The sequence below is a fragment of the Pantoea sp. R102 genome, assembly GCF_004916815.1.
Taxonomy (GTDB): Bacteria; Pseudomonadota; Gammaproteobacteria; order Enterobacterales; family Enterobacteriaceae; genus Pantoea; species Pantoea dispersa.
This window is the reverse complement of sequence record NZ_SDFT01000070.1, coordinates 1-18,874: the sequence shown is the minus strand read 5'-3', so window position 1 is coordinate 18,874 and position 18,874 is coordinate 1. Positions and strand designations below refer to the sequence as shown.

The 18,874-nt window shown below is 58.8% G+C and carries 20 protein-coding genes; 15 read left to right on the top strand and 5 right to left on the bottom strand.

The genetic code is table 11. The features are described from left to right. Window positions 1-1,177 (bottom strand): cation transporter (locus ERD80_RS09165; RefSeq protein ID WP_211145577.1); only part of this gene is annotated, 1,177 nt, incomplete at its 3' end. 92 nt (window positions 1,178-1,269) lie between these two features. After that, window positions 1,270-1,899 (bottom strand): lysoplasmalogenase, encoded by a 630-nt coding sequence (locus ERD80_RS09160; RefSeq protein WP_021508015.1) that lies wholly within the window; start codon window positions 1,897-1,899, stop codon window positions 1,270-1,272. 162 nt (window positions 1,900-2,061) lie between these two features. Here ERD80_RS09160 and ERD80_RS09155 point away from each other — a divergent pair, with 162 nt between their 5' ends. Then, window positions 2,062-2,418 (top strand): DUF2500 domain-containing protein, encoded by a 357-nt coding sequence (locus ERD80_RS09155; protein ID WP_021508014.1) that lies wholly within the window; start codon window positions 2,062-2,064, stop codon window positions 2,416-2,418. Window positions 2,419-2,461: 43 nt separating this feature from the next. On the opposite strand, the gene ERD80_RS09150 is transcribed toward ERD80_RS09155, so the two are convergent. Together ERD80_RS09150 and rsmD are read right to left on the bottom strand one after the other, a co-directional pair. Further along, a complete protein-coding gene (locus ERD80_RS09150) occupies window positions 2,462-2,728 on the bottom strand; it encodes a DUF1145 family protein (protein ID WP_021313674.1) in 267 nt (88 codons plus the stop codon). Then, window positions 2,718-3,317 carry a 16S rRNA (guanine(966)-N(2))-methyltransferase gene (gene rsmD, locus ERD80_RS09145; protein ID WP_059009888.1) on the bottom strand — a complete coding sequence of 200 codons (600 nt, stop codon included), beginning with the start codon at window positions 3,315-3,317 and terminating at the stop codon, window positions 2,718-2,720. The genes ERD80_RS09150 and rsmD overlap by 11 nt, the downstream gene beginning before the upstream one ends. A gap of 231 nt (window positions 3,318-3,548) precedes the next feature. Here rsmD and ftsY point away from each other — a divergent pair, with 231 nt between their 5' ends. The 4 genes from ftsY (at window position 3,549) to rpoH (ending at window position 7,814) form a co-directional block, all read left to right on the top strand. Then, a complete protein-coding gene (gene ftsY, locus ERD80_RS09140; RefSeq protein ID WP_136546641.1) occupies window positions 3,549-5,066 on the top strand; it encodes a signal recognition particle-docking protein FtsY in 1,518 nt (505 codons plus the stop codon). Window positions 5,067-5,071: 5 nt separating this feature from the next. Beyond that, a complete protein-coding gene (ftsE, locus tag ERD80_RS09135) occupies window positions 5,072-5,740 on the top strand; it encodes a cell division ATP-binding protein FtsE (protein ID WP_021508011.1) in 669 nt (222 codons plus the stop codon). Further along, window positions 5,730-6,716: a permease-like cell division protein FtsX gene (gene ftsX / locus ERD80_RS09130; RefSeq protein ID WP_058770000.1), complete on the top strand. Its 987-nt coding sequence runs from the start codon at window positions 5,730-5,732 to the stop codon at window positions 6,714-6,716. The genes ftsE and ftsX overlap by 11 nt, the downstream gene beginning before the upstream one ends. A gap of 240 nt (window positions 6,717-6,956) precedes the next feature. Next, the gene (gene rpoH / locus ERD80_RS09125) at window positions 6,957-7,814 is read left to right on the top strand and encodes an RNA polymerase sigma factor RpoH (RefSeq protein WP_021508009.1); all 858 of its coding nucleotides are present in this window, start codon (window positions 6,957-6,959) and stop codon (window positions 7,812-7,814) included. A gap of 235 nt (window positions 7,815-8,049) precedes the next feature. On the opposite strand, the gene panM is transcribed toward rpoH, so the two are convergent. After that, the gene (gene panM, locus ERD80_RS09120; RefSeq protein ID WP_021508008.1) at window positions 8,050-8,436 is read right to left on the bottom strand and encodes an aspartate 1-decarboxylase autocleavage activator PanM; all 387 of its coding nucleotides are present in this window, start codon (window positions 8,434-8,436) and stop codon (window positions 8,050-8,052) included. Window positions 8,437-8,839: 403 nt separating this feature from the next. Between panM and ERD80_RS09115 the strand changes: the two genes are divergently transcribed. From ERD80_RS09115 to ugpQ, 10 genes are all read left to right on the top strand, one after another. Continuing rightward, a complete protein-coding gene (locus ERD80_RS09115; protein WP_021508007.1) occupies window positions 8,840-9,967 on the top strand; it encodes a branched-chain amino acid ABC transporter substrate-binding protein in 1,128 nt (375 codons plus the stop codon). 150 nt (window positions 9,968-10,117) lie between these two features. Continuing rightward, window positions 10,118-11,044 carry a high-affinity branched-chain amino acid ABC transporter permease LivH gene (gene livH, locus ERD80_RS09110; protein ID WP_010615899.1) on the top strand — a complete coding sequence of 309 codons (927 nt, stop codon included), beginning with the start codon at window positions 10,118-10,120 and terminating at the stop codon, window positions 11,042-11,044. Further along, on the top strand, window positions 11,041-12,312 hold the full coding sequence (locus tag ERD80_RS09105) for a high-affinity branched-chain amino acid ABC transporter permease LivM (protein WP_021508006.1): 1,272 nt from the start codon (window positions 11,041-11,043) through the stop codon (window positions 12,310-12,312). Before livH ends, ERD80_RS09105 begins: the two co-directional genes overlap by 4 nt. Beyond that, a complete protein-coding gene (livG, locus tag ERD80_RS09100) occupies window positions 12,309-13,076 on the top strand; it encodes a high-affinity branched-chain amino acid ABC transporter ATP-binding protein LivG (protein ID WP_136546639.1) in 768 nt (255 codons plus the stop codon). Before ERD80_RS09105 ends, livG begins: the two co-directional genes overlap by 4 nt. A 1-nt stretch (window position 13,077) precedes the next feature. After that, window positions 13,078-13,791, top strand: a complete 714-nt coding sequence (gene livF / locus ERD80_RS09095) for a high-affinity branched-chain amino acid ABC transporter ATP-binding protein LivF (RefSeq protein WP_010615896.1) — start codon at window positions 13,078-13,080, stop codon at window positions 13,789-13,791. Window positions 13,792-14,083: 292 nt separating this feature from the next. Next, window positions 14,084-15,400, top strand: a complete 1,317-nt coding sequence (gene ugpB, locus ERD80_RS09090) for a sn-glycerol-3-phosphate ABC transporter substrate-binding protein UgpB (protein WP_058757579.1) — start codon at window positions 14,084-14,086, stop codon at window positions 15,398-15,400. A gap of 60 nt (window positions 15,401-15,460) precedes the next feature. After that, window positions 15,461-16,351: a sn-glycerol-3-phosphate ABC transporter permease UgpA gene (ugpA, locus tag ERD80_RS09085; RefSeq protein WP_031279792.1), complete on the top strand. Its 891-nt coding sequence runs from the start codon at window positions 15,461-15,463 to the stop codon at window positions 16,349-16,351. Continuing rightward, window positions 16,348-17,190, top strand: a complete 843-nt coding sequence (gene ugpE / locus ERD80_RS09080) for a sn-glycerol-3-phosphate ABC transporter permease UgpE (protein WP_021508002.1) — start codon at window positions 16,348-16,350, stop codon at window positions 17,188-17,190. Before ugpA ends, ugpE begins: the two co-directional genes overlap by 4 nt. Then, window positions 17,191-18,264: a sn-glycerol-3-phosphate import ATP-binding protein UgpC gene (locus tag ERD80_RS09075; RefSeq protein ID WP_021508001.1), complete on the top strand. Its 1,074-nt coding sequence runs from the start codon at window positions 17,191-17,193 to the stop codon at window positions 18,262-18,264. Further along, a partial coding sequence (gene ugpQ / locus ERD80_RS09070) for a glycerophosphodiester phosphodiesterase (protein WP_136546637.1) occupies window positions 18,261-18,874 on the top strand: 614 nt, incomplete at its 3' end. The genes ERD80_RS09075 and ugpQ, both read left to right, overlap by 4 nt.

Genomic DNA, 18,874 nt, shown 5'->3' with positions numbered 1-18,874 from the left:
GCAGCGGCGGCAGCACCATCACCAGCAGTGCCAGCAGCATGATGGCCGGCGTGTAAAGGCGGCTGAAGCGATCGATAAAACGCTCCACCGGCGCGCGGTGACTTTCGGCCTCTTCAATCAGCTGCAGAATGCGGTCGATAGCGCTGTGGCCCGGCTGTGAGGTCACGCGCAGCGTCACCAGCCGATCCACGCTGGTGGCGCCTGCCATCACGGCATCGCCCGGCTGATGGGCCACCGGTAGCGATTCGCCGGTCAGGGCGCTTTCATCAAAGCTGGCGCTGGCGTGCAGCAGCTCGGCATCGGCGGGCAGACGACCGCCTGCCGCCACTTCAATCACATCGCCGGGCTTGAGCGCCGCCAGTGCCACCTGCTCACGCTGTGTGCCATTGACGCGCGTGGCGGTGTCCGGACGCAGCGCCATCAGCGCGGTGACGCCACGGCGCGCCCGCGCGGCGGCATAGGCTTCCAGCCGTTCTCCCAGCTGGAACAGCAGCAGCACCATGGCAGCTTCGGCGTGGGCGCCAATCACCAGCGCGCCCGCGGCGGCGAGGGTCATCAGGGTTTCAATGCTGAACGGTGAGCCGCTGCGTATGGCCTGCCATGCGCTGCGGGCTACCGGCGCCAGACCGACCAGCGTGGTAAGCACAAACAGGCGATCGCCCCACAGCGGCGTGAGCTGGCTCAGCAGCCAGCTGGCAATCATCAACAGCGTGAGCAGTATGAGCGAGGCATTATCGCGCCAGCGGCGCGCCGTCGGTGCGGGGTTCTCTGTGGATTTCAGGCTAAAGCCGGCATGGTTAACGGCCTGTTCAATAGCCGGACGAATATCGCTGTGCGCCTCCACCAGCAGATTTTCACTGGCGAATATCACCCGCGCGCTGGCGACCTGCGGCAGCTTTTGCACGGCGGTTTCGATTTTGCGGGCGCAGCTCGGGCAGTCCATGCCGGCAATCTGCCAGCGGAACTGATAGGACGCGGATGCGCGCCTGTCGCTGTCGGCGTCGCCGCCGCCGGGACTATCGTCATCGCTGGTGCAGCAGCCGCAATCACTGGACGCGGCCACCGGCTGCGCGGCGGAAATCTTCAGGGATGCAGGCTGAACGCTGCGTACCGCACACAGCGGTTTTGGCTGACGGTGTGATTTGCCACAGCGGCAAGAGTGGGCATGTTGATGCATGTGACCTCCGGTTGCAGAAGCGGGCCGATGCCCGCAGTCTGCATGCTACACTCTGGAGTGGACTCCAGAGTCAAGCGGTGAGGTCACTTTTTTCAGTACAGCCACAGTGAACGCACAATCATGAAGTGACCGGCAAAGTAGCAGGCGGCGACAATCGCGCTGTCAGCGCTGAAGCGGCGGCGATAGTGCGAGATAAACCACACGATGTTAGCCAGCAACAGTAGCACGGCACCCACCAGCAGCGAGAAACTGTAATCGGTCGGACGGAAGAAGTAATTTTCCGCCGCCATCCAGTTCATCACCAGCGTCATGCCAATCAGCGTACAAATCGGCCAGCGCAGCGTATCCAGTTTTGACCAGATAATGGCGATCACGATGATACCAATCACCAGGAAGGTGAGCGGAATCGGCCAGAAGAAGCTCATGGTCATGTGCGCGGCAAAGCTGATGGTGTACAGCAGATGCGAAAGGAAAAAGGCGCCGAGCGCATACAGCATCTGCTGACGCGGCAGCAGGGTTAACGCATCGCCCACCAGCGTGGCGACCAGGCCAGCCAGAATCAGGTAGTCGGTGGTGTTAAGCGTGGGAGCCTGCCACGCCCAGGCAACCAGCAACAGCAGCGTAACGGGTTTGAACAGCCAGCGCTGCCACTGCGGGCCGCGGTAGGAGGCATCGACATACAGCCAACCGGAAAAAAGGACTGCAAGGAAAGACCAAAGCATTTTTTCTCCCTTTTGTGAACGTGTCGCCCACATTGATGAATTTTCCCAAAATCGCGATCTCAGTTTAAGTTACTGGCGGCAAATGTGACAATCGGGCAACTCTGGTTGTATGCTTTGGCGTCTTTTATCTGTTAACCCCCGACGTAAAGTGCGAGAGAAAACATGAGCAAACCACCGCTAATCTTTTTTATCGTCCTGGCTGTAATTGCCATCCTGGCAACCCGTCAGTTTATCAAGCAGCGCCGCGAAGCCGCGGTCAACGACGCTTCACCGGTGCGCTCAATGAGTGTGGAAGTGAAAACCAAGCGAGAGTTTCCGGCCCCCAATCGCCGTTCGCGTCAGCGCGAAGAGATTGTGGCGGAAGAGATGAAGTATGAAGCCTGGTTCCATCCGCTGAACGGCGCCGGTGATTTTAAGGTCAACGTCAGCGCCAGCGATTATCACCAGATGGACAAAGGCGTGAAGGGCGAGCTGAAAATGCAGGGCACGCGCTTTGTCAGCTTTACCCCGGCGCAATAGGCACTAAAGCGCACGGGGCTGAAGCCGCGCGCGCTGTCTTGAGTTACGACGGATAGTGCTTTTTCTGCCACGCCAGCAGTTCAAATACGCCAAAGAAGAAGATTTTCGCCTGCGTGGCGCGGCTCAGCTTTGGCGCTTCCTTCGGCTGCGTGGCACGCAGCAGCACCAGCTGCAGGCCGTGCATCACCACCATAAAGAACAGCGCAACGTGGACAAAGTAGCGCAGCGGCGTCGGGAAGGGGTGCACCAGGTTAAGCAGCAGAAATGCCCAGACGCAAATCATCAGCAAACGTCCCAGATTAAGCCACATCATCGGTCTCCTGTTGGCGTTGATAGAGGCGATAGGCCACCTGACCGGCAATCTTCTCGCGATACAGATCCCAGTTAGCCGGGGCCAGCGGGGTGCCGTGTTCCACTTCGCTCTCAACATAAATCAGCGCGTGGGCGGCGAGCCAGCCATTGTTCTCCAGCAGCGTTAGCGTCTCCTGCAGCAGGCCTTTGCGGAACGGCGGATCAACAAACACCACGTCGAATGGCTCGCCAGGCTGGCTTAGCCACTGCAGCGTATTGGTCTGGACGACGCTGGCGTTACTGGCGCGCAGCGTGTGCAGGTTTTGCGTCAGCTGCTGCGCCACGTGACGTTCCAGTTCCAGCAGGGTTGCGGAGGCGGCATAGCGCGACAGCGCTTCTAAGCCCAGCGCGCCGCTGCCGGCATAGCAATCGAGGCAGCGCGCCTGCTGGATATCCGGCGCCAGCCAGTTGAATAGCGTTTCACGCACGCGATCGGTGGTCGGGCGCAGGCCGGCGCTGTCCGGCACCGGCAATTTGCGTCCGCGCCACTGTCCGCCAATCAGGCGAATCTGGCCTGCCGCGCCGCTGTTGCGGGGGGATTTACTCATTTCGCTCACAACTCGTCATAATTTGTTGCGTAGTTTAACGGGCGTAGCAGGCAGAAGAAACGTTAAAAAAGGGTGCTGTGGTGCGCTGGCAGGAAAGTGTTAGACTACTAAGTTGATAAAGCGGACGTAATTGCCTGATTTTTACGCCGCTCACGCGCGAAAAAGTGAATTTTTTATCCCCTGGGAACAGCGTGCTACCGGGAATAAGCCATCGAGGAGTGTGGTCACACAATGGCAAAAGAGAAAAAACGCGGCTTTTTTTCCTGGCTGGGCTTTGGCAAAGAAGAGCAGCAGCCAGCGGAAGAGCAGGCGCAGCAGCAGCCGACCGATCAACCGGCACCCGCCGCTGAAGAGAGCGCGTTAGCAAGCGCCGAAGCGCAGGCCGCCGAAACCGTGATCGTCACTGAGCAGGTGGCAGAACAGCAGGCCGAATCGCCGGTTCACGCCGACGCTGAAACGCATCCCGTTGCGGAAGCAGAAACCGCAGCCGAATCCGATGCTAACGCTGATGACGCAGAAATTGCTGCCGTCAGCGCGATTGAAGAAGAGGTACTGCCGGAAGATCATCCGCAGCCGGAGCTGATGCCGGTTGAAGAGGAGCCGCAGGCTGAAGAACTGATTATTGAAGCACCGGTTTTATCTGAGGCGCCTCAGCCAGAGGACGCAGAGGACGCAGACGCACCGCTGAGCGATGAAGAACTGGAAGCGCTGGCGTTAGCGGAAACCTATGCCGAAGACGCGGCAGAAGAGCGCGTGGCGACAGACACCGTGAGCGATCTCCCGCTGGCGGCTGCGCCGATTGTGGCCCAGGAGCAGGAGCGCCCCACCAAAGAGGGCTTCTTTGCCCGCCTGAAACGTAGCCTGGTCAAAACGCGTGAAAACCTCGGATCCGGCTTTATCAGCCTGTTCCGCGGCAAAAAAATCGATGACGAGCTGTTTGAAGAGCTGGAAGAGCAGCTGCTGATTGCCGATGTCGGCGTGGAAACCACGCGCCGCATCATCACCAGCCTGACGCAGCAGGCCAGCCGTAAGCAGCTGCGCGATGCTGAAGCGCTGTATGGCCTGCTGAAGGCTGAAATGGCCGGCATTCTGGAAAAGGTCGATGCCCCGCTGGACGTGGCGGGCAAAACGCCGTTCGTTATCCTGATGGTCGGCGTTAACGGCGTGGGTAAAACCACCACCATCGGTAAGCTGGCGCGTCAGTATCAGGCGCAGGGCAAGTCCGTCATGCTGGCGGCGGGTGACACCTTCCGCGCGGCGGCGGTAGAGCAGCTGCAGGTCTGGGGCCAGCGCAACAATATTCCGGTGGTCGCGCAGCATACAGGCGCGGATTCTGCGTCGGTTATTTTTGACGCCATCCAGGCGGCGAAATCGCGCCACGTTGACGTGCTGATCGCCGATACCGCCGGCCGCCTGCAGAACAAAGCGCACCTGATGGAAGAGCTGAAGAAAATTACCCGCGTGATGAAGAAGCTGGACGAAGAGGCACCGCATGAGGTGATGCTGACGATTGACGCCAGCACCGGCCAGAACGCCATCAGCCAGGCGAAGCTGTTCCACGAAGCGGTCGGCCTGACCGGTATCACCCTGACCAAGCTCGACGGCACCGCAAAAGGTGGCGTGATCTTCTCGGTGGCCGATCAGTTTGGCATTCCGATTCGTTATATCGGTGTCGGGGAAGGCATCGAAGATTTACGGCCGTTTAAGGCCGCCGACTTTATTGAGGCACTGTTTGCCCGAGAGGAATAATTGGCATGATTCGCTTTGAAGAGGTCAGTAAGGCTTATCTGGGAGGACGCCAGGCGCTGCAGGGCGTGGATTTCCATTTGCGTCCCGGTGAGATGGCGTTTCTGACCGGCCACTCAGGCGCGGGGAAAAGTACCTTACTGAAGCTGATTTGTGGCATTGAGCGCCCGAGCGCCGGGCAAATCTGGTTCAGCGGTCACGATATTTCCCGGCTGCGTCACAGCGAAGTGCCTTTCCTGCGCCGCCAGATCGGCATGATTTTCCAGGATCACCACCTGCTGATGGATCGTTCGGTCTACGACAACGTGGCGATCCCGCTGATTATTTCCGGCGCCAGCGGCGAGGATATTCGCCGTCGCGTGTCGGCGGCGCTGGACAAAGTCGGCCTGCTCGACAAAGCAAAAAGTTATCCGATTCAGCTCTCTGGCGGTGAACAGCAGCGCGTCGGCATTGCCCGCGCGGTAGTGAATAAACCGGCGGTGCTGCTGGCGGATGAACCGACCGGTAACCTCGATAACGCGCTGTCAGAAGATATTTTGCGCCTGTTTGAAGAGTTCAACCGCGTGGGCGTTACGGTACTGATGGCGACGCACGACATCGGGCTGATCGCACGCCGCAATTATCGCGTGATGACGCTTAATCAGGGACGTCTGCACGGAGGCCACGATGGTCAATAAACGTAACAAGCGTCCGGCTGCGCCGAAAGCGGCGAAGCAGCCGTCAAAGAGCAAAGCGCTGAAGGGCGGCTGGCAGGAGCAGTGGCGCTACGCGTGGCGCGGTACGCTGTCCGACATGTATCGTCAGCCGCTGGCGACGCTGCTGACGGTAATGGTGATCGCGATTTCGCTGACGCTGCCCAGCGTGTGCTACATGGTGTGGAAAAACGTCAGCCAGGCCGCCGCGCAGTGGTATCCGGCGCCGCAGCTGACGGTTTACCTCGACAAAGCGCTGGATGACACGGCGGCAGAGAACGTGACCGCCGAGCTGAAAAAGCTCGATGGCGTTGACAAGGTGAACTACCTGACGCGTGAAGAGGCGCAAAGCGAGTTCCGCAACTGGTCCGGCTTTGGTGGTGCGATGGATATGCTGGAGCAGAACCCGCTGCCGGCGGTGGCGATCATCACGCCGAAGCTGAACTTCCAGAACTCCGATACCATGGCCAATCTGCGCGATCGCGTGGCGAAAGTGCAGGGCGTGGATGAAGTGCGCATGGATGACAGCTGGTTTGCGCGTTTAGCCGCACTCACCGGGCTGGTGGGGCAGGTGGCGTCAATGATCGGCCTGCTGATGGTGGTGGCGGTGTTCCTGGTGATTGGCAACAGCGTGCGTCTGAGCATTTTTGCCCGGCGCGACACCATCAACGTGCAGAAGCTGATTGGCGCGACCGATGGCTTTATTCTGCGACCCTTCCTCTACGGCGGCGCGCTGCTCGGTTTCAGCGGTGCGGTGCTGTCGCTGATTCTGTCGGAAGTGCTGGTGCTGCGCCTGCAGTCGGTGGTGGCGCAGGTCGCCTCCGTCTTCGGTACCAGCTTCGCGCTGGAGGGCTTTTCGTGGGATGAAGGTCTGCTGCTGCTGTTAATCGCGGCCATCATCGGCTGGATTGCCGCCTGGCTGGCGACGGTGCAACATTTACGTCGTTTTACGCCGCAGTAACCCATAGCAACGATTTTTTGATATACTCTTCCTCTGCTGCCGACGACCTGGGAGCAGAGGATTTCTCCGATTTCCCCCGCCGTCATCTGTGTGTAAAATATTCACTGCTATAATTGAACTTGTGGATAACTTTGACGTCCAAGTAGCACAGATTGCTTTTTGTTTTCACGCGTCGTTGACATAATGTAACGGCTGCGCAGGGAAACGAGCAGCAAGTCCATTGAATTTGTGAGGGTTTGAATGACCAAAGAAATGCAAACTTTAGCGATTGCTCCTCTGGGCAACCTGGAATCTTACGTCCGGGCTGCTAACAACTGGCCGGTATTAACGGCAGAAGAGGAAAAAGCACTGGCTGAGCGGCTGCATTACCAGGGCGATCTGGATGCAGCTAAGACGCTGATCCTGTCTCACCTGCGCTTTGTTGTTCATATCGCTCGTAACTATTCCGGTTACGGCCTGCCGCAGGCGGACCTGATCCAGGAAGGTAACATCGGCCTGATGAAGGCGGTGCGTCGCTTCAACCCGGAAGTCGGGGTGCGTCTGGTGTCGTTTGCCGTGCACTGGATCAAAGCGGAGATTCACGAATACGTGCTGCGTAACTGGCGTATCGTGAAAGTTGCCACCACCAAAGCACAGCGCAAACTGTTCTTTAACCTGCGTAAAACCAAGCAGCGTCTCGGCTGGTTCAATCAGGATGAAGTCGAAATGGTGGCGCGCGAGCTGGGTGTCAGCAGCAAAGACGTGCTGGAAATGGAGTCGCGCATGGCGGCCCAGGATATGACCTTCGACATGTCATCTGATGACGATGCGGGCGAAGGCAAGCCGATGGCACCGGTGCTGTATTTGCAGGATAAAACCTCTGACTTTGCCGACGGCATTGAAGAGGATAACTGGGATGCGCACGCCGCTGACAAGCTGAGCGATGCAATGCTGAGCCTTGATGAGCGTAGCCAGCACATTATCCGCGCCCGCTGGCTGGATGATGACAACAAAACCACGCTGCAGGAGCTGGCCGACCAGTACGGTGTGTCTGCCGAGCGCGTGCGTCAGCTAGAAAAGAACGCCATGAAGAAACTGCGTATGGCGATTGAAGCCTGATTAACGGCTGACAGATAAATGGGCGACCAGCGGGTCGCCCTTTTTTATGCGCGCAATAACCTGCGATGACGTATGACCTGTGCGGATTACAGCACGGTCGCCATGAATGGCGACCCTACAGGACACGCATGCATATGCATCGTTAATCACGACCCCACGCAATCTGTACACTCGTTCGCAATCCCCGTAGGGTGCGCATTCATGCGCACCGCTCTGCACGGCGTAAAATCGCCGCTTAACGCACCCACCCGTCGCTCTGCGCGCGAAAGCCACACGCCTGCATAAACGCCGCGCGCACGCGCTGATCGTCTTCGCCGTCATCGGCAACCCACCAGTGATCCAGCGCGCTGTTCTGCGCTATCGTCTCTTCCAGCAGATATTGCCCTACGCCGCGCCGCCGCGTGACTTCACGCACTTCCAGCTGCGTAATCTTACCCAGCGTGCCGCGAATCTCCAGCCGCAGCGCCCCAAGCAGGCGATCGTTAAAGCGCGCTGCATACAGCCGCTGCGCTTCACTGAGGCTGGCTTCCAGCTGCGCGATATCCTGTTGCGGCCAGACTTTGGCTAAATCCAGTCGATCCTGCGGCGTCAGCGTGCTGATGCGCTGAATAGTGAGCTTCATAACCCTTACCTGTACTGGCAGAAAGGCCTTAGTGTAGCGAATTTAGACAGTCAGAGCGCTGTCACTTTTTTGCGATGAAAAGAGGTCAAATGCCAGCCACTTTGCCAGGATTGTGGAGTAAGCCAGCATCGATCGCTGAAAAAGCCAGCATAACGCGCTGGCCTGGTGGTGAAAAACCGGCCATAAAAACCAGAGTAATCTGCTGTTCCCGTCAGCTTTTACTGAATATGTCAGTTGATTTACAGAAGAAAGTTCCTGTTTAATAACCTGAAAAATAAAGTCTTCTTAACAAAAAATGCCAGAAAAGAGCGCTAACTCATTATTCTCAAATCAGTTTTGCTCTTTGACTGGCAGATAAATAACCAATCACAACAGACACGACACAACAGATGGGGAAGTTCGCATGAAAATGAGTAAAGGACGCGCATTACTGGCGGGTTGCGTAGCGCTGGCGATGAGCCATGCGGTACTGGCGAAAGACATCAAAATTGCGATTGTCGGTGCGGCAACCGGCCCGGTGGCGCAGTACGGTGATATGCAGTTCACCGGTGCGGCCCAGGCGATCAAGGACATCAACGCCAAAGGCGGCGTAAACGGCGACAAGCTGGTTGGCGTAGAATATGACGACGCCTGTGACCCGAAACAGGCGGTTGCGGTGGCCAACAAAGTGGTCAATGACGGTATCAAATACGTTATCGGCCACCTGTGCTCCTCCTCCACTCAGCCAGCATCAGACATTTATAACGATGAAGGCATTCTGATGATCACCCCGGCGGCTACCGCGCCTGAACTGACCGCGCGCGGCTATGCCGACGTGATGCGTACCACCGGTCTGGATTCCGATCAGGGCCCGACCGCGGCCAACTACATCCTCGATCAGATCAAACCAAAACGTATTGCCGTGGTACATGACAAGCAGCAGTACGGTCAGGGCCTGGCGGAATCCGTGCAGAAAACCCTGAAGGCGAAAGGCGGCAACGTAGTGCTGTTCGAAGGGATCACCGCTGGCGATAAAGACTTCTCCACGCTGATTGCGCGCCTGAAGAAAGAGAATGTTGACTTCGTTTACTACGGCGGTTACTACCCGGAGCTGGGCCAGATTCTGCGTCAGGCTAAAACGGCCGGTCTGAAAGCCGGCTTTATGGGACCAGAAGGGGTCGGCAACGCTTCCCTGTCTAACATCGCGGGTGACGCCTCTGAAGGCCTGTACGTGACGCTGCCGAAGCGCTACGACCAGCTGCCAGACAACAAAGCGATTGTGGACGCGATCAAAGCCAACAGCGCATCAAACCGCAAAGATCCAACCGGCCCGTTCGTCTGGACCACCTATGCAGCTATTCAGTCACTGGTGGCGGGCATTGAGCGCAGCAAAAGCGATGAGCCTGATGCGATTGCTAAAAACCTGAAAGAGGGTGCGCCGGTGCCCACCGTGATGGGTAACCTGAGCTGGGACCAGAAGGGCGATCTGAAGGGCTTCGAATTTGGCGTCTTCAAATGGCACAAAGACGGTTCTTCTACCGCAGTTAAGTAAGCACGCTCCTGAATTGTCCCTCTCCTGATGGGCGAGGGCAGGGTGCGGCACCGCGCGCACGCGCTGAATGAGGCGCTGCGACGCGGTGCTCTCACCCTAACCCGGTGCCGAACGCACCGGGGATTTCCCGTTTACATGCAGGTCCTCACTATGTCCGAGCAGTTTCTCTATTTCATTCAGCAGATGTTCAACGGGGTCACCCTCGGGAGCACCTACGCGCTGATCGCCATCGGTTACACCATGGTTTACGGCATCATCGGCATGATCAACTTCGCCCACGGCGAGGTGTACATGATCGGCAGCTATGTCTCCTTTATCGTGATTGCCGCCCTGATGATGATGGGTATCGACACCTCGTGGCTGATGATTGCCGCCGGGTTCGTGATGGCGGTGATTATCTCCAGCGCCTATGGCTGGAGCATTGAGCGCGTGGCGTATAAGCCGGTGCGCTCCTCCAAACGCCTGATCGCGCTGATCTCGGCGATTGGTATGTCGATCTTTCTGCAGAACTACGTCAGCCTGACGCAGGGCTCGCGCGATCTGGCGCTGCCCAGCCTGATCACCGGCCAGTGGACGCTGGGTGAGAGCAACGGCTTTGCCGCCACGCTCACCACCATGCAGCTGGTTATCTGGGTCGTCACCTTCCTCGCGATGCTGGCGCTGACGCTGTTCATTCGTTATTCGCGCATGGGCCGCGCCTGCCGTGCCTGCGCTGAAGATCTGAAAATGGCCAGCCTGCTGGGCATCAACACCGACCGCGTGATCTCACTGACCTTTGTGATCGGCGCAGCGATGGCGGCCGTGGCTGGCGTGCTGCTGGGGCAGTTTTACGGCTCCATCAACCCGTTCATCGGCTTTATGGCCGGCATGAAAGCCTTTACCGCGGCGGTACTGGGCGGCATCGGCAGCATTCCGGGCGCGATGATTGGCGGCCTGGTGCTGGGCATTGCGGAAGCGCTGACATCAGCCTATCTGTCGACCGAATATAAAGACGTGGTGTCGTTCGCGCTGCTGATCGTGGTGCTGCTGGTGATGCCAACCGGTATCCTTGGCCGTCCGGAGGTGGAGAAAGTATGAAACGCCTCGGTCTGGTTAACGCCGTGGTCTCCACGGTGATGCTGCTGGTACTCGCCAGCTTCTTTATGGGTATGCGCCTCGATCTCGACGGCACCAAACTGGTGGTGGCGAATGCGGGCGCCGTGCGCTGGAACTGGATCTTCCTCGGCTGCGCAGTGGTGTTTGTGTTCCAGCTGCTGCGTCCGCTGTTGCAGGGCAAGCTCAAACGCAGTGGCAAAGGGCTGGTGCTGCCGGGTTTTGACGGTTCGACACCAAAACAAAAGCTGCTGATGCTGCTGGTGATTGTTGCCGCCGTCGCCTGGCCCTTCTTCGTGTCGCGCGGCAGCGTGGATATTGCCACCCTGACGCTGATCTACGTGATGCTCGGCCTCGGCCTGAATGTGGTAGTGGGCCTGTCCGGCCTGCTGGTGCTGGGCTACGGCGGCTTTTACGCCATCGGTGCTTACACCTTTGCGCTGCTGAATCACTATTACGGCTTTGGCTTCTGGGAGAGTCTGCCGCTGGCGGGTATTGTCGCCGGTGCCTTTGGCCTGCTGCTGGGCTTCCCGGTGCTGCGGCTGCGCGGTGACTATCTGGCGATTGTGACGCTCGGCTTTGGTGAGATCGTGCGTATTCTGCTGCTGAACAGCACATCAATCACTGGCGGTCCCAATGGAATCGCGCAGATCCCCAAGCCGAGCCTGTTTGGTATTGAATTTGGCCGGCGCGTCAGTGAAGGCGGCTGGACCACCTTCCACGAGCTGACGGGCCTGGCGTACGATCCCAATCACCGCGTGATTTTCCTTTATCTGGTGGCGCTGCTGCTGGTGGTGCTGACGCTGTTCGTCATCAATCGTCTGCTGCGCATGCCGCTGGGGCGCGCGTGGGAAGCGCTGCGTGAAGATGAGATCGCCTGCCGTTCGCTCGGTCTCAGCCCAACGCGCATCAAGCTGACGGCCTTTACCATCAGCGCGGTGTTCGCCGGTTTCGCCGGTACGCTGTTTGCCGCGCGTCAGGGCTTTGTCAGCCCGGAATCTTTCACCTTTGTCGAGTCCGCGTTTGTGCTGGCGATTGTGGTGCTGGGCGGCATGGGTTCGCAGCTGGCGGTGATCCTGGCCGCGATTCTGCTGGTGGTGTCGCGCGAGCTGATGCGTGATTTGAACGAGTACAGCATGCTGGTGCTCGGTGGGTTGATGGTGCTGATGATGATCTGGCGTCCGCAGGGGCTGCTGCCGATGAAGCGTCCGCACCTGAAGCTGAAACAGGCAAAACAAGGAGAGCAGGCATGAGTCAGCCTTTATTAGCCGTTGAAGGCCTGATGATGCGCTTCGGCGGCCTGCTGGCCGTCAACAACGTGGCGCTGGAACTGCATCCGCAGGAGATCGTCTCGCTGATTGGCCCGAACGGGGCGGGGAAAACCACGGTATTCAACTGCCTGACCGGTTTCTATAAGCCAACGGGCGGCACCATCAAACTGCGCGATCAGCCATTGCAGGGCCTGCCGGGGCAGAAGATCGCGCGCATGGGCGTGGTGCGAACTTTTCAGCACGTGCGCCTGTTCCGTGAGATGACGGTGATTGAAAACCTGCTGGTGGCGCAGCATCAGCATCTGAAAAGCGGCGTGTTCTCCGGGCTGTTTAAAACCCCGGCGTTCCGGCGCGGCGAGAGCGAAGCGCTGGACCGCGCGGCCAGCTGGCTGGAGCGCATTGGCCTGCTGGATCTGGCTAACCGCCAGGCCGGCAACCTGGCTTACGGCCAGCAGCGCCGGCTGGAGATCGCCCGCTGCATGGTGACGCGTCCGGAAATCCTGATGCTCGACGAACCAGCCGCCGGCCTCAACCCGCGCGAAACGCACGAGCTGGATGAGCTGATCGCTGAACTACGCGGCGAACACAAGGTGACGGTGTTGCTGATTGAACACGATATGAAACTGGTGATGGGCATTTCTGACCGTATTTATGTGGTGAATCAGGGAACGCCGCTGGCCAACGGTACGCCGGAAGAAGTGCGTAACAACCCGGATGTGATCCGTGCTTATTTAGGTGAGGCATAACATGGCGAACCCGATTTTAACTTTACAGGGCGTCAGTGCACACTATGGCCCGATCCAGGCACTGCATAACATTAATCTGCACATCAGTCAGGGCGAAATCGTGACGCTGATTGGCGCGAACGGCGCGGGTAAAACCACGCTGCTCGGTACGCTGTGTGGCGAACCGCGCGCTACCAGCGGCACCATCACCTTTGATGGCAAAACCATTACCGACTGGCAGACGGCAAAAATCATGCGTGAAGCGATTGCCATCGTACCGGAAGGCCGGCGCGTATTTTCGCGCATGACGGTGGAAGAGAACCTGGCGATGGGCGGCTTTTTCGCGACGCGTCAGCAGTATCAGGAGCGCATTGAGCGCGTTTATCAGCTGTTCCCCCGGCTGGCGGAGCGCAAAGTGCAGCGCGCCGGCACCATGTCCGGCGGTGAGCAGCAGATGCTGGCGATTGGCCGCGCCCTCATGAGCCAGCCGCGCCTGCTGCTGCTGGACGAGCCGTCGCTGGGTCTGGCGCCGATCATTATCCAGCAGATTTTCGACACCATCGAACAGCTGCGTAAAGAGGGCATGACCATCTTCCTCGTCGAGCAGAACGCCAACCAGGCGCTGAAGCTGGCCGATCGCGGTTACGTGCTGGAGAACGGCCACGTGGTGCTGGAGGATAGCGGTGAAGCGTTGTTGTCCAATGAAGCGGTGAGAAGCGCGTATTTAGGCGCCTGACCTGGCTTACTTGTCAGATTGCGGTTGGGCAGTGCTCGCCATCCTCACGTACTAGATGTACGCTGCGGTGGCTGCGCGCTGTCCGCCCGTAATCTGACTGCGCCGCCGACGGTCATTAACCTGAGTGCGGAATAACAAATAATTCTCACCCACTTACACTCCATCGTCCCTGCGCTTACCCCGTCATATTCCCGTCATAATCCTGTTATTTTTCCGTCATTTCCCCGTGTCATGTTACTTCGCGAACAAAAAATGCGTGATATCGCGCGCGCCACAAGCACAGGAAACCCTTATGTCCGCTTTTACGCTTCGTCCCCGCCTGATGAGTCTGCTGCTCGGTCTGGCGATCAGCGGTAATGCGCTGGCTGCTACCGAAATCCCTTTCTGGCACTCCATGGAAGGCGAGTTAGGCAAAGAAGTCGATTCTCTGGCACAGCGTTTTAACCAGGCTCACCCGGATTACAAAATCGTTCCGACCTACAAAGGCAACTACGAGCAGAGCCTGGCCGCGGGTATCGCTGCGGTGCGCAGCGGTAAGGCACCGGCCATTCTGCAGGTTTACGAAGTGGGCACCGCCACCATGATGGCCTCTAAAGCCATCGTGCCGGTGCATGAAGTGTTTAAAGACGCCGGCGTGCCGATGGACCCGAAACAGTTTGTTCCTGCGGTTGCCGGTTACTACAGCGACAGCAACGGCCAGCTGATCTCACAGCCGTTTAACAGCTCCACGCCGGTGCTGTACTACAACAAAGACGCGTTCAAAAAAGCCGGTCTTAACCCGGATCAGCCACCGAAAACCTGGCAGGCGCTGGCGCAGGATGCCGCCGCGCTGCGTAAAGCCGGCATGAGCTGCGGCTATGCCAGCGGCTGGCAGGGCTGGATTCAGATCGAAAACTTCAGCGCCTGGCATGGCCTGCCGGTTGCCACCAAAAACAACGGCTTTGACGGTACCGACGCGGTGCTGGAGTTCAACAAACCCGTGCAGGTGCGCCACATCCAGCTGCTGGAAGAGATGAATAAGAAAGGTGATTTCACCTACTTTGGCCGTAAAGATGAGTCGACGTCCAAGTTCTACAACGGCGACTGCGGTATCACCACCGCCTCATCCGGTTCGCTGGCCGACATTAAGCATTACGCCAAATTCAACTTTGGCGTGGGCATGATGCCGTACGATGACACCGTGCCGAACGCACCGCAGAACGCCATTATCGGTGGCGCCAGCCTGTGGGTGATGAAAGGCAAAGATGCAGCGACGTACAAAGGCGCGGCGGAGTTCATGAAGTTCCTCGCCCAGCCGGATATCGCGGCAGAATGGCACCAGAAAACCGGTTATCTGCCGATCACTACCGCGGCTTATGAGCTGACCAAACAGCAGGGCTTCTATGACAAAAACCCGGGCGCCGACATCGCCACGCGGCAGATGCTGAATAAAGATCCGCTGCCGTTCACCAAAGGGATGCGTCTGGGCAACATGCCGCAGATTCGTACCATCGTCGACGAAGAGCTGGAAGGCGTGTGGACCGGCAAACAGTCGCCACAGGCAGCGCTGGACAACGCGGTGAAACGCGGCAACGAACTGCTGCGTCGCTTTGAACAGCAAGTGAAGTAACTCCGTAATGGCGGGATGGACGGTAAGTCCGTCCCGCTGTCTCTTTCTGACGAGCCTGCTATGTCCTCATCATCACGTCCGGTTTTCCGCGCCCGTTTGTTGCCGTATCTGCTGGTGGCCCCGCAGCTGGCGATCACCGCGATCTTTTTTCTCTGGCCCGCCGGAGAGGCGCTGTGGTACTCGCTGCAAAGCATCGATCCGTTTGGCATCTCCAGCACCTTTGTCGGTCTTGATAACTTCCGCCGCCTGTTCAGTGACGACTACTACCTTGATTCGTTCTGGACCACCCTCGTGTTTAGCGCACTGGTGACGGTATGCGGCATGACATTCTCGCTGCTGCTGGCGGCACTGGTGGATTACGTTATCCGGCTGAAAAAGCTCTATCAGACGCTGCTGCTGCTGCCCTATGCGGTGGCGCCGGTAGTTGCGGCGGTGCTATGGATGTTCCTGTTCAATCCGGGGCTGGGGCTGTTCAGCCATCTGCTGAACCAGCTTGGCTACAACTGGAACTATGCGCAGAACAGCGGTCAGGCGATGTTCCTGATTGTACTTGCGTCGATCTGGCAGCAAATGAGCTACAACTTCCTGTTTTTCTTTGCCGCGCTGCAGTCCATTCCTAAATCGCTGGTGGAAGCCGCGGCGATTGACGGTGCCGGACCGGTGCGCCGTTTCTTTAATCTGTCGCTGCCGCTGATTACGCCGGTCAGCTTTTTCCTGCTGGTGGTGAATCTGGTTTACGCCTTTTTCGACACCTTCCCGGTGATCGATGCCGCCACCGGCGGCGGGCCGGTACAGGCCACCACCACGCTGATCTACAAAATCTACCGCGAAGGCTTCACCGGACTCGATCTCTCGTCGTCCGCCGCGCAGTCGGTGGTGCTGATGTTGCTGGTTATCGGCCTGACCATTCTGCAATTCCGCTTTGTCGAGCGTAAGGTGCAATACCAATGATTGAAAACCGACGCGGGCTGGATATCTTCGCCCACACGCTGCTGGCGCTGGGGGTGCTGACCATTCTGTTCCCGCTGTACGTGGCGTTTGTCGCCGCGACGCTGGATAACAACGCGGTGTATCAGGTGCCGATGACGCTGGTGCCGGGCCCGCATCTCATCGACAACATCACCCACATCTGGCGCGATGGCGTCAACGGCAGCGCGGCGTTTGGCCTGATGATGCTGAACAGCCTGATCATGGCGCTGGGCATCACCGTGGGCAAAATCACGGTGTCGATGCTCTCGGCGTTTGCGCTGGTGTGGTTTCGCTTTCCGCTGCGCACGCTGTTTTTCTGGCTGATCTTTATCACCCTGATGCTGCCGGTAGAAGTGCGTATTTTCCCGACGGTGGAGGTGATCTCCACGCTGCACATGCTGGACAGTTACAGCGGTCTGACATTGCCGCTGATGGCCTCCGCGACCGCCACGTTCCTGTTCCGCCAGTTTTTTATGTCGCTGCCGGATGAGCTGATTGAAGCGGCGCGCATTGACGGCGCCAGTCCGATGCGTTTTTTCTGGGATATCGTGCTGCCGCTGTCAAAAACCAATCTCGCCGCGCTGTTTGTCATCACCTTTATTTACGGCTGGAACCAGTATCTGTGGCCGCTGCTGATCATCAACGATGCCGGCCTGAGCACTGCCGTGGCGGGGGTGAAAAGTATGATCAACACCAGCGGCGGTCCGACGCAGTGGAACGAAGTGATGGCGGCGATGTTATTAACCCTGATCCCACCGGTGGTGGTGGTGCTTGTGATGCAGCGCGCTTTTGTGCGTGGCCTGGTGGAGAGTGAGAAATAGATGGCAGCGGTAACCCTTCAGACCGTGACGAAATCGTATGACGGCAAAAACCAAATCATTCAGCCGCTGAACATCACCATCAATGACGGTGAATTTATGGTGATGGTCGGCCCATCCGGCTGTGGAAAATCGACGCTGCTGCGCATGGTGGCCGGGCTGGAGCGCGTCACGTCGGGCGATATCTACATCGATGATCGGCGCGTCACCGACATGGAGCCGAAAGATCGCGGCATCGCCATGGTATTCCAGAATTACGCGCTCTACCCGCACATGACGGTGGGAGAAAACATGGCTTACGGCCTGAAGATCCGCGGCATGGGCAAGGAACAGATTACCCAGCGGGTGATGGATGCGGCGCGCAGTCTGGAGCTTGATCACCTGTTGCAGCGCCGTCCGCGCGAGCTCTCCGGCGGCCAGCGTCAGCGCGTGGCCATGGGCCGCGCCATCGTGCGGGAACCGGCGGTGTTTCTGTTTGATGAGCCGCTGTCGAACCTGGATGCGCGCCTGCGCGTGCAGATGCGTCTGGAGCTTCAGCAACTGCACCGCCGGCTGAAAACCACCAGCCTGTACGTCACGCACGATCAGGTTGAAGCCATGACGCTGGCGCAGCGCGTGATGGTGATGAATAAAGGCGTGGTGGAGCAGGTGGGCACGCCGGTGGAGGTGTATGAGCGTCCGGCCAGTCAGTTTGTTGCGTCGTTCATCGGCGCGCCGGCGATGAACCTGCTACCCGGTCAGATCAACAGCGATGGCTCGCGCTTTACGCTCGACGCGCTCAACAGCCTGCCGCTCGGCGCCGGCAAAGCGCGATGGGCCAACCGTCCGCTGACGCTCGGCATTCGTCCCGAGCATATTCAGCTCAGCAGCCGTGAGGCCGGCGGTGTGCCGCTGGTGGTGGATACGCTGGAGATCCTCGGCGCGGACAATCTTGCGCATGGCCACATTGGCAATACGCGGCTGGTGGTGCGTTTGCCGCACAGCGAGCGGCCACAGGCTGGCAGCAGCCTGTGGCTACAACTGCCGCCAGATGCGTTACACTTCTTCGATTCTACCCATGGAAAGCGTCTGGAATGAGTGTAAAAAACTGGCCCTATCCGCACATTGTTGCGCATCGCGGCGGCGGCAAGCTGGCCCCGGAAAACACCCTGGCGGCGATTGATGTCGGCGCGCACTACGGTCATACCATGATCGAATTCGACGCCAAACTGTCACAGGATAAGCAGATTTTCCTGCTGCACGATGACACGCTGGACCGCACCAGCAATGGCTGGGGCGTGGCGGGCGATCTGCCGTGGCAGCAGCTGGCGCAGCTGGATGCCGGCAGCTGGTTTAGCCGTGAATTTGACGGTGAGCCGCTGGCATTGCTGAGCGAGGTGGCCGCGCGCTGCCGCCAGCATCGGATGATGGCCAACATTGAGATCAAACCCAGCAGCGGTACCGAGGTGGAAACCGGACGTGATGTAGCGCTGGCCGCACGAACGCTGTGGCAGGGACAAACGGCACCGCTGCTGTCCTCGTTCTCGTACGCGGCGCTGGAAGCGGCGATGCAGGCCGCGCCGGAGCTGCCGCGCGGCCTGCTGCTGGATGAGTGGCACGACGACTGGCAGGCGCTGACCGCCGCGCTCGACTGCGTCTCCATCCATTTAAATCATCGCTTGCTGGACGCCGGACGCACCGCCGCGCT

Bases quoted from the DNA above. Each gene is read 5' to 3' on its own strand.
- ERD80_RS09160 (WP_021508015.1), bottom strand. From the start codon at position 1,899: ATGCTTTGGTCTTTCCTTGCAGTCCTTTTTTCCGGTTGGCTGTATGTC.
- ERD80_RS09155 (WP_021508014.1), top strand. From the start codon at position 2,062: ATGAGCAAACCACCGCTAATCTTTTTTATCGTCCTGGCTGTAATTGCC.
- ERD80_RS09150 (WP_021313674.1), bottom strand. From the start codon at position 2,728: ATGTGGCTTAATCTGGGACGTTTGCTGATGATTTGCGTCTGGGCATTT.
- rsmD (WP_059009888.1), bottom strand. From the start codon at position 3,317: ATGAGTAAATCCCCCCGCAACAGCGGCGCGGCAGGCCAGATTCGCCTG.
- ftsY (WP_136546641.1), top strand. From the start codon at position 3,549: ATGGCAAAAGAGAAAAAACGCGGCTTTTTTTCCTGGCTGGGCTTTGGC.
- ftsE (WP_021508011.1), top strand. From the start codon at position 5,072: ATGATTCGCTTTGAAGAGGTCAGTAAGGCTTATCTGGGAGGACGCCAG.
- ftsX (WP_058770000.1), top strand. From the start codon at position 5,730: ATGGTCAATAAACGTAACAAGCGTCCGGCTGCGCCGAAAGCGGCGAAG.
- rpoH (WP_021508009.1), top strand. From the start codon at position 6,957: ATGACCAAAGAAATGCAAACTTTAGCGATTGCTCCTCTGGGCAACCTG.
- panM (WP_021508008.1), bottom strand. From the start codon at position 8,436: ATGAAGCTCACTATTCAGCGCATCAGCACGCTGACGCCGCAGGATCGA.
- ERD80_RS09115 (WP_021508007.1), top strand. From the start codon at position 8,840: ATGAAAATGAGTAAAGGACGCGCATTACTGGCGGGTTGCGTAGCGCTG.
- livH (WP_010615899.1), top strand. From the start codon at position 10,118: ATGTCCGAGCAGTTTCTCTATTTCATTCAGCAGATGTTCAACGGGGTC.
- ERD80_RS09105 (WP_021508006.1), top strand. From the start codon at position 11,041: ATGAAACGCCTCGGTCTGGTTAACGCCGTGGTCTCCACGGTGATGCTG.
- livG (WP_136546639.1), top strand. From the start codon at position 12,309: ATGAGTCAGCCTTTATTAGCCGTTGAAGGCCTGATGATGCGCTTCGGC.
- livF (WP_010615896.1), top strand. From the start codon at position 13,078: ATGGCGAACCCGATTTTAACTTTACAGGGCGTCAGTGCACACTATGGC.
- ugpB (WP_058757579.1), top strand. From the start codon at position 14,084: ATGTCCGCTTTTACGCTTCGTCCCCGCCTGATGAGTCTGCTGCTCGGT.
- ugpA (WP_031279792.1), top strand. From the start codon at position 15,461: ATGTCCTCATCATCACGTCCGGTTTTCCGCGCCCGTTTGTTGCCGTAT.
- ugpE (WP_021508002.1), top strand. From the start codon at position 16,348: ATGATTGAAAACCGACGCGGGCTGGATATCTTCGCCCACACGCTGCTG.
- ERD80_RS09075 (WP_021508001.1), top strand. From the start codon at position 17,191: ATGGCAGCGGTAACCCTTCAGACCGTGACGAAATCGTATGACGGCAAA.